The organism is Companilactobacillus metriopterae, from assembly GCF_004117915.1.
Classification (GTDB): Bacteria; Bacillota; Bacilli; order Lactobacillales; family Lactobacillaceae; genus Companilactobacillus; species Companilactobacillus metriopterae.
On record NZ_RSTD01000001.1, the window covers coordinates 563251 to 576292 of the forward strand.

The window sequence follows — 13042 nt, forward strand, 5'->3', positions numbered from 1 at the left end:
ATGAAAGAAAAAAATAATAATCAAGTGAAATTTATTATTGGTTTAATTATCACATTGATAGTTGTAATCTTCGCAGTTTTGAATGTTGAACCAGTTACAATTAGTTTTGGCTTTACACATATCAAATTACCATTGATTGTTTTGATTATTGTTACTTTGTTATTGGGATCAGTTATTACTGTTCTACTAGCAAGTATGGGTAAGTCATCACGAAAAGATGTTACTTTTAACAAAGGTGCAAAAAAGCAACTTTCTGAAGTTAAAATGGCAGATGACAATCAAATAGCAAATGCACTTAAGAATAATCAAAGTAATGCTAATAATAAAGAAACAAAATAACAAATATGCTTGATATTATTGGTTCGCGATAGTATCATATATACGTTATAGTTTTTTAATTAATAAGAATTATTAAATAATATATTTTAAAGGAGTTTTTACTTATGGCAGTTCCAGCAAGAAAAACATCAAAACAAAAAAAGCGTCAAAGACGTGGACACATCAAACTTACTGCTCCTAACATGCAATTCGATGTTACAACTGGTGAATACCGTTTAAGTCACCATGTTTCACCATCAGGTATGTACAAGGGTGAACAAGTTATCGAAGACAAAAAAGAAGCATAATTAAAGTCAAGAATGTTCTTGGCTTTTTTTTTATAAAATTAATGAGGAAATCTATTCATGAAGAATAAAATCAAGTATCTATTGTTTATTCCATTTTTATTTCTTTTTTTAGCCGGTTGTAGTAGTAAAAATATTACAACTACAAAAAATGAGTATTCTGCTGACGGTCTTGTTGCTGTTGTTAAAGGAAATGCGAAAGGATATTCCAAAGTTAGTTATACTCAAAATGGTAAAACAAAGTCTACTAAGGTTACATCTAATAAATTTGTTTTTTCTGTTCCCGTATCAAGTAATGACCAAACGGTAAAAATAACTGCAAAAGATGGAAGTAATACTAGTTCTACTTCAGTAACTGTAAAAAAGGCTAAACCGATGACAGATTACACTACCTATGCACAAAGTTATAACTATATGTTACTTCAAAGTGGTAGTGAGAATTCACAACTTCCATTGATTTTTTCAGATGGTATACATAAGGTTAATTACAATGACGGATTAACCTATAGATTTAATGTTCAAAATGGTTCACTAATGGGTATTTCTATTAAAGTACCTATGAAAACATTGAAGAGTAAAGATGGAGCAAAGAATTTTGCACAAGAACTAGCTATCTCATCTCAACTGGTTGGTTCCGATGGACAGAAGGTTCTTAAAAAATTAAGTAAAGAATTTAAAGATGTTCAAGATGGAAATACAACTACCATCGATGCTGTGAAATCAAAAGGCATCATTTATAATGTTAACTATTCTACAAGTGGAATATATATCTATATTACAAAATAAAAAGAGACTACCTAAAGTAGTCTCTTTTTATTTTGTACTTTTCTTATCTTTTAATAACAATGGAACAAAAGTGAAGATAACGGCAAAAATTAAACTAACATAAATTGTTTGATTAAAGTTGTATGTTTGTTGATTAAGTGCACCACCGATAAATCCAGCAATTTGTCCTAATATTATAGCCCAAAAGAATACGGCAACATATCTCATATTTTCCATCTCACTTTCTTGGTTAGTTTATCATAAAATAGAAATTTACCCAATAAAGTTTTGCTATAATAATTTATATAAGTAAATACATTTAGGAGGGAATCAAATATGAAGACACAACTTCAAGTTATTAGCAGTTATAGCTTGTTACACAGCCCTCTTAAAATTAATGAATTAGTTGCATCAGCTAAGGAATATGGATATACATCATTAGCTTTAACAGATATCAATAATCTTTACGGATCCATTGACTTTTATAATGCTTCAAAAAAAGCAGGTATCAAACCAATCATTGGTGTAACTATAGAAATAAAAGGGCTAATTAATGATTCTGAAAATTACCCCTTTGTAATTTTGGCAAAAAATAATATTGGATATCAAAATTTGTTGAAAGTCACAAGTATTGTCAATTCAGGTAAAGATGATTATTCAATAGATGATATTCAAAACTTTTTATCAGATTTATTTGTTATTTCTACAGTAGAAAAAAATGAACTGTTGGATATCGATGAGGTTAATTTATATTTAAACAAAATTCAAAACTATCTTGATGAAAAATCATTTTTTATAGGTGTAACCAGCAATCCAGATGAACTTGATAGTTCTAGCAGATTAAGTAAGGTATCTCAGCAAACTAGAATTCCTACAGTAGCTTTAGGTGATGTTAGATATTTAAACAAAGAAGACTATCCAGCTTACAAGACATTACAGCTTTTACAGAGTGGAGAAAAAAGCAATTCAGTATCTGATTTACAATCTGCAATTGGTGAAAATTATTTAAAAACACCTAAAGAAATAGCTGACGAATTCAAAAAATACGATTTTGGATCAGCACTCATTAACGCTGATCTTATAGCAGGTCAGTGCAATGTTGAAATTGAATTTAAACAACCACAGCTACCTAAATATAAAACTCCTGACAATGTTTCATCTACAGAATTTTTGTCTGTACTTGCGCATAGAGGACTTGAAAAGAGATGCAATTCCAATGTTACAAAGGAATATGCTGAAAGACTGAATTATGAATTAGAAGTAATTGATAAAATGGGATTTGCTGATTACTTTTTAATTATTTGGGACGTTATTAAATATTCTCATAGTGTGAATATTAAGACAGGTCCAGGTCGTGGGTCAGCCGCTGGTTCGTTAGTATCCTACTCATTAGGAATAACACAAGTAGATCCAATTAAATATGATTTACTATTTGAAAGATTTTTAAATCCTCAAAGAGTTAATATGCCTGATATTGATTTGGATATTCCTGATAATAGACGTGACGAATTGGTGCGTTATATGCATGATAAATATGGAACTGACCATATGGCCCAAATAATTACATACGGAACTATGGCAGCCAAAATGTCACTGAGAGATGTATCAAGAACTTTCAATCAAACTACACATCAACAAAGTAGATGGTCATCGGCTATACCACGTATACCGCAAGTTATAAATGTTAGCCTATCCGAAGCACTTGAAAAATCTTCAGATTTAAGAGATTTAATCGATGAGACACCAGAAAATAAATTAATTTTTAAGATTGCACATAGGTTAGAAGGTATTCCCAGACATTATTCTAAGCACGCAGCCGGTATAGTTCTTAGTCAAGATCCACTTGAAGAAACTGTCTCTGTTCAACTTGAAGAAGATGGAATTAATTTAACTCAGCAGAGCAAGAATAATGTTGAAAAATTGGGATTGCTTAAAATGGATTTTCTTGGATTAAGGAATTTATCCATTCTAGATAGTGCAACAAGTATTATTAGACAAGAATTTGATTCAGAATTCCGTGTTGAAGATGTTGATCTAAACGATCCTTCAACATTAGAACTTTTTCAAAGAGGTGATACAAGTGGAGTATTCCAATTTGAAAGTGATGGAATTAGAGCAGTACTTAGACGATTAAAGCCGACATCATTTGATGATATTGTTGCCACAAATGCCTTATACCGTCCGGGTCCAATGGATAATATACAATCTTTTATCGATAGAAAACACGGAAAAGAACAGATAGTTTATCCCGATTCTAAATTAGAGAACATTTTAAAAAGTACATATGGAATAATCGTTTATCAAGAGCAAGTAATGCAAGTTTCTTCTGAAATGGCAGGATATTCATTAGCAGATGCTGACTTGTTACGTCGAGCAATCAGTAAGAAAAATGAAAAATTGATGAATGAGAATAGGATTAAATTTGTTAATGGTGCTATAGAGAAGGGAAGTTCTCGAGAAAATGCAGAGAAGGTATTTGATTATATTCAAACATTTGGTAATTATGGATTCAATAAATCCCATTCTGTAGCTTATTCTATGTTGGCTTTTTGGTTAGCATATATGAAAGTTCACTTCCCAGCAGCATTTTATACTTGCTTACTAAATAGTGTTAAAAATGATTCTGTAAAAATCCCAGCCTTTGTTAGTGAGGCTAAAAAAAGGAAAGTTATAGTCAATAAACCTGATATTAATAAAAGTGAAGCAGAATTTTCTATTATAGATGGAAATATTTATTTTGGATTGCTTGATATAAAGGGTGTTAGAAAAGATTTGGCAAATAACATTATAGAAAATAGAGCAGAGGAACCTTATCAAAACATTTCTCAACTGTTAAAACGAATAGAACCTAGATATTTAAAGAATGAATATATTGAACCACTGGTATTTTCTGGTGCATTGGATAATTTTAATCCCAATAGACGTGAATTATTACTAGATATTAGGGATCAGATTGAAAGTATAGGATTAGCTGGAACCAACTTGTTTTTAAACGATTTATTAGACCCTAAACAAAATCAAGTAGATGACTTTACTTTGGTTGAAAGATTGAATCAAGAAAAGGAATATTTAGGAACTTTTGTTAGTGGTCATCCAGTAGCAAAATACCGAGAAAATATTGCAGAGAATTTCACGTTGATTAATGAGTTAGAAGCTAATCTTAATAATAATGTCACTGTCTTTGGTCAAGTATCTTCGCAAAGAGTTATTAGAACCAAAAAAGGTCAACAGATGGAATTTTTAACTTTGACAGATGAAACAGGTGAGATATCAGTAACAGTATTTCCACAACTTTACAGTAAACTTTCAAATATGGATCTTTTAAATAAGATGATTATCATTAAGGGAAAATTGCAGAAGAGTCAACGAGGAAGTTTGGAAATAATCGCCGATATTATTGATAATGATCTAAGTAAAAAAACAGTTTCTAAACAAAATCTTTACATAAGATTAGATAATAAAATTGATTTGAAATTTGCTTATTCAAAAATTGAACAAATTATCAAAGATAATCCTGGAAATGTTCCTGTAATCATTGTAAATGAGCAAAATCACACAAATTATGAATTGGAAAACGATCAGAGAGTTAAAATAACTGACGAATTACAAAAAAATCTTCAAGATTTAGTAGGTAAAAGCAACATTATAGTAAAAAATAGAGAATAATTTTTTGTAAAACGTTTTCAATGCTACAAAGTATCCTTTAAAAATGTTATATTTTATAAGGTATTTATTTTGAACAAATAATTATGGAGTGTGGACAAATGAAGCGTATAGGTATTTTAACTAGTGGTGGAGATGCCCCTGGTATGAATGCTGCTATTAGAGCAGTCACACGTAGAGCCCTTGATAAAGGGCTTGAGGTATACGGAATTAACTATGGTTATGCAGGACTAGTTGCAGGAGATATTTTCCCTATGACAGCATCAGATGTTTCTGACCGTATACAGCGCGGTGGAACATTCTTGTATTCTGCAAGATATCCAGAGTTTGCCCAAGTAGAAGGACAACTTAAAGGTATCGAACAACTTAAGAAATTTGGAATTGATGCACTAGTTGTTATTGGTGGAGATGGCTCTTATCACGGAGCTTTGCGTTTAACTGAACATGGTTATAATGCAGTTGGTTTACCAGGAACAATTGATAATGATATTCCATACACTGATTTTACAATTGGTTTTGATACTGCTGTTACAACAGCATTAGATGCTATTGATAAAATTAGAGATACTGCTACTTCTCACGAGAGAACTTTCGTTGTTGAAGTAATGGGACGTGGAGCTGGTGATATTGCTCTATGGTCTGGTGTTGCAGGTGGTGCTGAGGAAATTATCATCCCTGAACATGAATTTGACATTGCTCAAGTTGCAGACAGAGTTAAGAGAGCTCGCGAAAAAGGTAAGAAGCATATTATTATTGTTCTTGCTGAAGGTGTTATGTCAGCTACAGAGTTTGCAGATGAGCTTAATGCATATGGTGATTTCCAAGTTAGAGCTTCTATCTTGGGTCATATGCAACGTGGTGGATCACCTACTGCTAGAGATAGAGTTATGGCTAGCCAAATGGGAGCTTACGCTGTTGACCTTCTTCTTGAAGGGAAGGGTGGAGTTGCTGTTGGTATTCAAGATAACAAGTTAACTCATCATGACATGTTAGATTTATTTGATGGCAAACATCAAGCTGATCTTTCACTATATGATTTGAACCAATCACTAAGTAGATAATTTTTTAAAAAATGAAATGAGGAATTTTTAATGAAAAGAACTAAAATTGTAAGTACACTAGGACCTGCCAGTAATGATATTGATACAATTGTTAAATTAATTGAAGCTGGTGCTAACGTATTCCGTTTTAACTTCTCACATGGTGACCATGAAGAACACCAATCACGTATGGATATGGTTCGTGAAGCTGAAAAAATCACTGGTAAGACAGTAGGTATCGTTCTTGATACAAAGGGTGCTGAAATCCGTACAACTGATCAAGAAGGTGGAAAATTCATCGCCAAGATCGGTGATGTTATTCGTATCTCAATGGATTCTAATCTTGTAGGTAACCCATCTAAGATTGCTGTTACATACCCAGGACTATTTGATGATACTCACGTTGGTGGACATGTTTTAATTGATGATGGTCTTGTTGATCTTAAGATTACAGAAAAAGATGATGCTAACCGTGAACTAGTTACTGAAGTTCAAAACGAAGGTAAGATTGGTTCTAAGAAGGGTGTTAATGCACCTGGTGTTGAAATCCGCCTACCAGGTATCACAGAAAAAGATGCTGATGATATCCGTTTTGGTTGTGATAATAAAGTTAATTTTATTTCAGCTTCATTTGTTCGTAAAGCTCAAGATGTTCTTGATATTCGTGAAATCCTTGAAGAAAAGGGTGCAGATAACATCCAAATCTTCCCTAAGATTGAATCACAAGAAGGTATCGACAATATCGATTCTATTATGAAAGTTTCTGATGGACTTATGATTGCTCGTGGTGACATGGGTGTTGAAATTCCATTTGAAAACGTTCCATTTGTTCAAAAATCACTTATTAAAAAATGTAATGCACTTGGTAAGCCAGTAATTACTGCTACACAAATGCTAGATTCAATGCAAGAAAACCCACGTCCTACACGTGCCGAAGTTACTGACGTTGCTAACTCTGTTCTTGATGGTACAGATGCAACAATGCTTTCTGGTGAAAGTGCTAATGGTGACTATCCAGTTGAATCAGTTGCTGCTATGGCAACAATTGACCAACGTACAGAACGTGCTCTTCAAGAAAGTAATCAACTTTCTCTACAACGTTTTGAAGATTACAAGGGTTCAAATGTTACAGAATCGATCGGTGAATCAGTTGTTAGAACTGCTGAAGAACTAAACATCAGTACAATTGTTACTGCTACTAAATCAGGTTATACAGCTCGTATGATTTCTAAATATCGTCCAAGTGCTGATATTCTAGCAATTACATTTGATGAAGAAGTTCAACGCTCATTAACAGTTAACTGGGGTGTTCAACCAATTATCGCTGAAAAACCAGGTAACACTGATGAAATGTTTGAATTAGCTGCTAAAAAAGCTGAAGAATTAGGATTTGCTAAAGAAGGTGAACTAATTCTTGTTGTTGCTGGTGTTCCAGTTGGTGAATCAGGAACAACTAACGTTATGAAATTACAACTTATCGGTTCAAGACTTGTTAAGGGTCAAGGTGTCGGTGAAGAATCAGTTATTGGTAATGCTGTTGTTGCTAACTCAGCTGCTGAAGCTAACGAAAAAGTTCAAGCAGGTGACATCCTTGTTACAGCTACAACTGACAAAGATTACATGCCAGCTCTTGAAAAAGCTAGTGCTGTAATCGTTGAAAATGGTGGATTAACATCACATGCCGCTGTTGTTGGTATTGCAATGGGTCTACCAGTTGTTGTTGGCGCTGAAGATGCTACAAAACTAATTGGAAATGGTGAAACAATCACTGTTGATTCAAGACGTGGTGTAGTATACAAAGGTGCTTCACGCTCAATCTAATTTTTAATTTTAAAAGCTAACCTTTTAGGTTAGCTTTTTTATTATTCTAAATTAAGATTACATAAAATAGCTTAAAATCATGAAAAGATAGTGTTTAACTGGTAAAATTAGAGAGAAAATAATTATTTCAGGAGAAAAAATGGAATTAGAAGACGTTTATGGTCATGTAGTATCTGGTACAGTGACTGATTTAAATCAAACAGAAGTTTTTGTTCAGGTAGATGGTATAACTTTTGCCATGGAACTAGAAGAATTTGAAGAAACACCAGAACTAGGTGATGAAGTATCTGGATTTGCATATGAAAATAGAAATCACAAAAATAAGATGACACTCAATATTCCTTCAGTCATGGAGGGTGTCTGGGGTTATGTCAAAGTTATCGATTCTCGTACCGATCTGGGGGTATTTGTAGATATAGGTATAACTGATAAGGATATTGTAATTTCACTTGACGATTTGCCATTGGAACATAGTGAATGGCCTAAAAAAGATGATCAATTATTAGTAAAATTAAAAATTGATCATAAAGGTCGTTTATGGGCAGATATGGCAGATATAAATGTGTATACACAACTGGCTAGAAGTGCTAATGATGATTTAAAAAATAAGAATATAACTGGTAATGTTATAGCTATCAGAAATTCGGGAGCTTTTATTTTTACAACCGAATATTATTTAGCATTTTTACACAAAGAAGAACAAGTTGAACCATTGCATATCGGACAAAAAGTCGAAGCACGAGCAATAGGATCTAGTCATAGACGTTTAAATATATCTATGAAACCTCGTGCCTTTGAAGAAATAACACCCGATGCACAGATGATTATGGCTGTTTTAGAACATGCTAGAGAAAATAAAATGCCTTATACGGATAAGAGTGATCCAGATGATATCCGTGAATATTTTGGTATCAGTAAGGCAAGTTTTAAGCGTGCTTTAGGTAATCTAATGAAGCAAGGTAAGATTGAGCAAAAAGATGGATACACATTTTTGAAATAAGTAGGTGATTTTTTGCCAGAAAAAATTGTTATAAAAAATCAGATGATGATTGATACTATTGAAGATTATGGAAGATATCTTAAATTAGATAGAGGATTATCAAGAAATACAATAATTTCCTATCAGCAAGATTTGATGGAATACAGTTATTATTTAGAAGAAAATAATACAAATGAATATCCTTTAGATACTTTTCAGATAACAAATTTTTTTGCTAATCAAGATAAAAAGGGAAAATCTAAAAATTCAGAGATAAGAATGTTTTCATCGATGAGAAAATTTTATCAATGGCAAGAAATAATAGGAAAAATTCAGTTTAATCCTATGGATGAGATGGATTCTCCCAAAAAAGGTAGTCATTTACCAGTTGTTTTGTCTAGCAAAGAAATAGATAGATTAATTGAAACACCTGATACTTCAACACCTTTAGGTGTTAGAGATAGAGCAATATTTGAAGTGATGTATGCCACAGGATTGCGTGTTAGTGAATTAGTAAATTTAAAAATGGAAGATCTTCATTTGGAATTGAGTTTAATAAAAACTCTTGGAAAGGGAGATAAAGAAAGACTTCTGCCTATTGGAGATACAGCAATAACATGTTTGAGAAAATATTTTGAGGAAACTAGAAATAAACTGGTATCCAAATATGGCAACTCAAAAGAAGTTTTTCTAAATTTTCGAGGTCAGAAACTCACTAGACAGTCTATATGGCGGATGATTAAAAAATATATCCAGCAGGCTGGTATCAAGAAAGACGTGACTCCACATACATTGCGTCATTCGTTTGCAACTAGTCTATTGGAAAATGGAGCAGATTTGAGAGTGGTTCAAGAGTTGCTAGGTCATTCAGATATAACTACAACTCAAATTTACACACATATTAATCAAACAAGAATGAAACAAGTCTATGATAATGCTCATCCAAGAGCATAGAAGGGATAGAAGATGCTAATTAAATATAGTAATGATAATAGAAAAGTAGCAATGGGATTTTTATCATATATTTCTGATTTAAAAGAACTCTCCAATCTTGAAAGAGAAATTGATCTTTTTGAGAATGATGACACTAGACAACTGTATTTATGGAAAAGTGAATTTGCAGACTATGCAGGAGTTGTTGCAATTTCTATAGAGTCAAACTGTATTTATATTGAGTATTTTTCATTAAATCCTTCGTTTAGATCGCAGAGTAATGAATTCTTGATTTATGATGAATTAAAAGCAATATATCCTGATAAGATTATTCTTGGTAATAGAAAATTAGTTAATTCTATTAGAGATTGGGAAAAGCAAAAATTATTGATAGATAATGAAGAAGTAGAGACTGATTAATGGAAAAATTAAAATTAGTGTTGACTGACTTTGAAGGTCCTATTGATTTGCTACTTCATTTAATTAGAGAATCGAAAATAGATATATATAATATTCCAATTGCACAAATTGCAGAACAGTATATTGATTACTTGAACAGTATGAAAGTACTAGAATTAGATATTGCTGGTGATTATCTGGTTATGGCTGCTACTTTAATGTCGATAAAAAGTAGAAGGTTGTTACCTAAATCTCCAGTAGAAGACGAAGATGATGATTTTGAAAATCCTGAAGAAGAATTAGTTTCTCAAATTTTAACTTATCAAGCATTTAAAGAGGCAGCAGCTTATTTTGAAAGTAAAGAGACTGATCGTAGGACTTTTCACGATAAAGATATGAGCTTGCCTAAAGATGAAATTGCACAATTCTTAGAACCTGGAACAGTTGTTGCATCTGATTTGTCCAAGGCATTTAGCGAACTGCTAAAAAGACATAAAGATTCTAGGATACCTTCTGAGATTATTGAACAAGAAACTATATCAATTGAAGATGCAAAAACAAGTATTTTAGACAAGTTATACACTGCAGGAAAAAGTTCATTTAAATCATTGTTAACTTTTAATTCTAATATTGAGGAAATTGTCACTAATTTTATGGCAATTTTAGAGTTAATAAGTAAGCAGGAAATAGTTGTACAACAAAAATCTTATAATGAAGATATATACATTGAATTGAGGAATTAAAATTGTATCAAGCAGAAATTACAGCGTTACTTTTTGTTGCTGGTGATCAAGGAATTAGTGAAAAGGAACTTTTGAGTTTATTAGATATCGACAAGAAAACTCTCAAATATCTATTATCTGAATTAGAAATCAGTTTTGATAGTGATGAAAGATTGGGTTTTAGATTAGCTAAATTCAATTCCACCTACAAATTAGTAACAAAGAGTGAGTATAGTGATATTTTAAATAGCTTTTTTGAAAGTGGCTTGGGAACTAAGTTAAGTCAGGCGGCTCTGGAAGTTCTTTCTATCGTTGCATACCGACAACCTATAACAAGAGTTGAAGTAGATGAGATTAGAGGTGTTCAAAGCTCAGGAAGTATGAATACTTTGATAGCAAGAGATTTAATAAAAGAAAAGGGTAAAAAAGACGTTCCAGGTCATCCTAATTTATATGTAGTAACTGAACATTTTTTTGATTATTTTGGAATTAGAGATATAAAGGAATTACCAGATTTTGAGAGTTTTGAAAATATAGATATTTATGAAAATGAGGAAAATTTAGCTGATGGAGAAAATTAGATTGCAAAAAGCTATGGCAGATGCTGGTGTAGCCTCACGAAGAAAATCTGAAGAATTAATAGCTAATGGCCACGTCACTGTTAATGGTAAAACAGTTCGTGAAATGGGAATTAAAGTAGATTCATCTGATAACATCGAAGTAGACGGAATGCCTCTTCAAGGTGAAAAAAAGAGATATATCTTGATGTATAAACCTAGAGGTGTGATTTCTGCTGCAAAAGACGATAAAAATCGAAAAGTAGTTACGGATCTTTTAGATGACGAAAAAATATCAGAAAGATTATATCCGATTGGACGACTTGATTACGATACTTCAGGATTATTACTTTTAACAAATGATGGAGATTTTGCAAATAAGTTGATGCATCCCAAGTATAGGATTGATAAAACATATTTGGCTAAAATTGAAGGATCTCTTGAAGTTGAGGCAATTAAAAAACTTCAAAGTGGAATTAGGATAAAGGGATTCAAGGCAGCACCTGCAAAAGTAAAAGTGGTGTCACATGATAAGAAAAAAAATACTTCAATTGTGCGCATTACAATTCATGAAGGTAAGAATCATCAAGTAAAGAATATGTTTAAAGAAGTTGGTCATCCTGTTGTGAAGTTATCTCGTGAAAAATACGCTTTCCTCACATTAGACGGATTGGTATCTGGAAAATATCGAGAACTAACAAGACAAGAAGTTGCCATGTTGAAGGATCTTAATTAGTCTGTTATATTATAAAAATAAAATATCATAGTTGGTTTTCAGGGCAGGGTGAGATTCCCGACCGGCGGTAAAGTCCGCGACCCAATTTTATTGGCTGAATGGGTGTAATTCCCATACCGATAGTTAAAGTCTAGATGAAAGAAAACAGATGGAGTCTGTTTTGGTGTGCCCAAAGTAGACTCTTTTTATTTGGAAATCAACTCGAAAGGTTGATACTATGAAAAATGAAAAACGATTTAGAAATTTGATAGGAATTTCTATTTTTTCAGCATTAGGAGCAATACTATTATTTTTTGAATTCCCTGTGTTATTTTGGTTACCCTTTTTAAAAGTTGATTTTAGTGATGTGGTAACAATAATTGGTGCATTCGTATATGGACCAATAGGTGGAACTTTAATAGCATTTATTAGATCACTAATACATTTGATTATTAGTGGTTCGGGAGTTGCAGGGGTAATTGGTAACTTCTCAGGATTTGTAGGATCAGTTTCATTAATGTTGCCATTTTATTATTTTTGGAATAGAGATAAAAAAGTTACGGCAGTCATCAGCAGTACAATTTCAATGACCGTAATTATGTCGTTGTTAAATTACTTTGTAATTATGCCATTATATATGAATGTTGTTGGTATGCAGCTAGGAATGAGCTTAGGAAAATATATATTAACTGGTGTTATACCATTCAATATAATTAAGGCATTAATAATAAATATTGCGGTTATTTTAATTTATCCAAGAATGAGAAACTTTTTGACAAAATGGAGAAATGCTTAGTTGGTAAATATTAAATCTTCTTAATATTC

The 13042-nt window shown here is 32.2% G+C and carries 14 protein-coding genes and 1 riboswitch; of the genes, 13 read left to right on the forward strand and 1 reads right to left on the reverse strand.

The genetic code is table 11. From position 1 onward, the window contains the following. The 3 genes from EKN01_RS02840 to EKN01_RS02850 all read left to right on the forward strand — a co-directional run bounded on the left by EKN01_RS02840 (window position 1) and on the right by EKN01_RS02850 (window position 1409). Window positions 1-339: a LapA family protein gene (locus EKN01_RS02840; protein WP_129044887.1), complete on the forward strand. Its 339-nt coding sequence runs from the start codon at window positions 1-3 to the stop codon at window positions 337-339. A gap of 104 nt (window positions 340-443) precedes the next feature. After that, window positions 444-626 carry a 50S ribosomal protein L32 gene (gene rpmF, locus EKN01_RS02845; RefSeq protein ID WP_099974716.1) on the forward strand — a complete coding sequence of 61 codons (183 nt, stop codon included), beginning with the start codon at window positions 444-446 and terminating at the stop codon, window positions 624-626. Window positions 627-683: 57 nt separating this feature from the next. Next, entirely contained in the window at window positions 684-1409 is a 726-nt protein-coding gene (locus tag EKN01_RS02850; RefSeq protein WP_129044888.1) for a hypothetical protein, read from the forward strand. Between the two features lie 27 nt (window positions 1410-1436). Here EKN01_RS02850 and EKN01_RS02855 read toward each other — a convergent pair whose 3' ends face one another. After that, window positions 1437-1616, reverse strand: a complete 180-nt coding sequence (locus EKN01_RS02855; RefSeq protein WP_099974718.1) for a YjzD family protein — start codon at window positions 1614-1616, stop codon at window positions 1437-1439. 108 nt (window positions 1617-1724) lie between these two features. Here EKN01_RS02855 and dnaE point away from each other — a divergent pair, with 108 nt between their 5' ends. The 10 genes from dnaE to EKN01_RS02905 all read left to right on the forward strand — a co-directional run bounded on the left by dnaE (window position 1725) and on the right by EKN01_RS02905 (window position 13013). Next, window positions 1725-5054, forward strand: a complete 3330-nt coding sequence (gene dnaE / locus EKN01_RS02860) for a DNA polymerase III subunit alpha (RefSeq protein WP_129044889.1) — start codon at window positions 1725-1727, stop codon at window positions 5052-5054. Between the two features lie 98 nt (window positions 5055-5152). After that, window positions 5153-6112 (forward strand): 6-phosphofructokinase, encoded by a 960-nt coding sequence (gene pfkA / locus EKN01_RS02865; RefSeq protein ID WP_099974720.1) that lies wholly within the window; start codon window positions 5153-5155, stop codon window positions 6110-6112. A gap of 30 nt (window positions 6113-6142) precedes the next feature. Beyond that, window positions 6143-7912 (forward strand): pyruvate kinase, encoded by a 1770-nt coding sequence (pyk, locus tag EKN01_RS02870; protein ID WP_099974721.1) that lies wholly within the window; start codon window positions 6143-6145, stop codon window positions 7910-7912. A 139-nt stretch (window positions 7913-8051) separates the two neighbouring features. Continuing rightward, window positions 8052-8912 carry a CvfB family protein gene (locus EKN01_RS02875; protein ID WP_129044890.1) on the forward strand — a complete coding sequence of 287 codons (861 nt, stop codon included), beginning with the start codon at window positions 8052-8054 and terminating at the stop codon, window positions 8910-8912. A 45-nt stretch (window positions 8913-8957) separates the two neighbouring features. Beyond that, window positions 8958-9845, forward strand: a complete 888-nt coding sequence (gene xerD, locus EKN01_RS02880; protein WP_129045249.1) for a site-specific tyrosine recombinase XerD — start codon at window positions 8958-8960, stop codon at window positions 9843-9845. A 12-nt stretch (window positions 9846-9857) separates the two neighbouring features. Further along, window positions 9858-10244, forward strand: coding sequence for a RibT protein (locus EKN01_RS02885; RefSeq protein ID WP_129044891.1), 387 nt, complete (start codon window positions 9858-9860; stop codon window positions 10242-10244). Beyond that, entirely contained in the window at window positions 10244-10966 is a 723-nt protein-coding gene (locus EKN01_RS02890; RefSeq protein WP_129044892.1) for a segregation and condensation protein A, read from the forward strand. The genes EKN01_RS02885 and EKN01_RS02890 overlap by 1 nt, the downstream gene beginning before the upstream one ends. A gap of 2 nt (window positions 10967-10968) precedes the next feature. Then, window positions 10969-11526, forward strand: a complete 558-nt coding sequence (scpB, locus tag EKN01_RS02895) for an SMC-Scp complex subunit ScpB (protein ID WP_129044893.1) — start codon at window positions 10969-10971, stop codon at window positions 11524-11526. Then, the gene (locus EKN01_RS02900) at window positions 11513-12238 is read left to right on the forward strand and encodes a pseudouridine synthase (protein ID WP_129044894.1); all 726 of its coding nucleotides are present in this window, start codon (window positions 11513-11515) and stop codon (window positions 12236-12238) included. The genes scpB and EKN01_RS02900 overlap by 14 nt, the downstream gene beginning before the upstream one ends. Window positions 12239-12268: 30 nt before the next feature. Continuing rightward, window positions 12269-12388, forward strand: a riboswitch (FMN riboswitch). A 67-nt stretch (window positions 12389-12455) separates the two neighbouring features. Further along, the gene (locus tag EKN01_RS02905; RefSeq protein WP_129044895.1) at window positions 12456-13013 is read left to right on the forward strand and encodes an ECF transporter S component; all 558 of its coding nucleotides are present in this window, start codon (window positions 12456-12458) and stop codon (window positions 13011-13013) included. Window positions 13014-13042 lie beyond the last annotated feature (29 nt).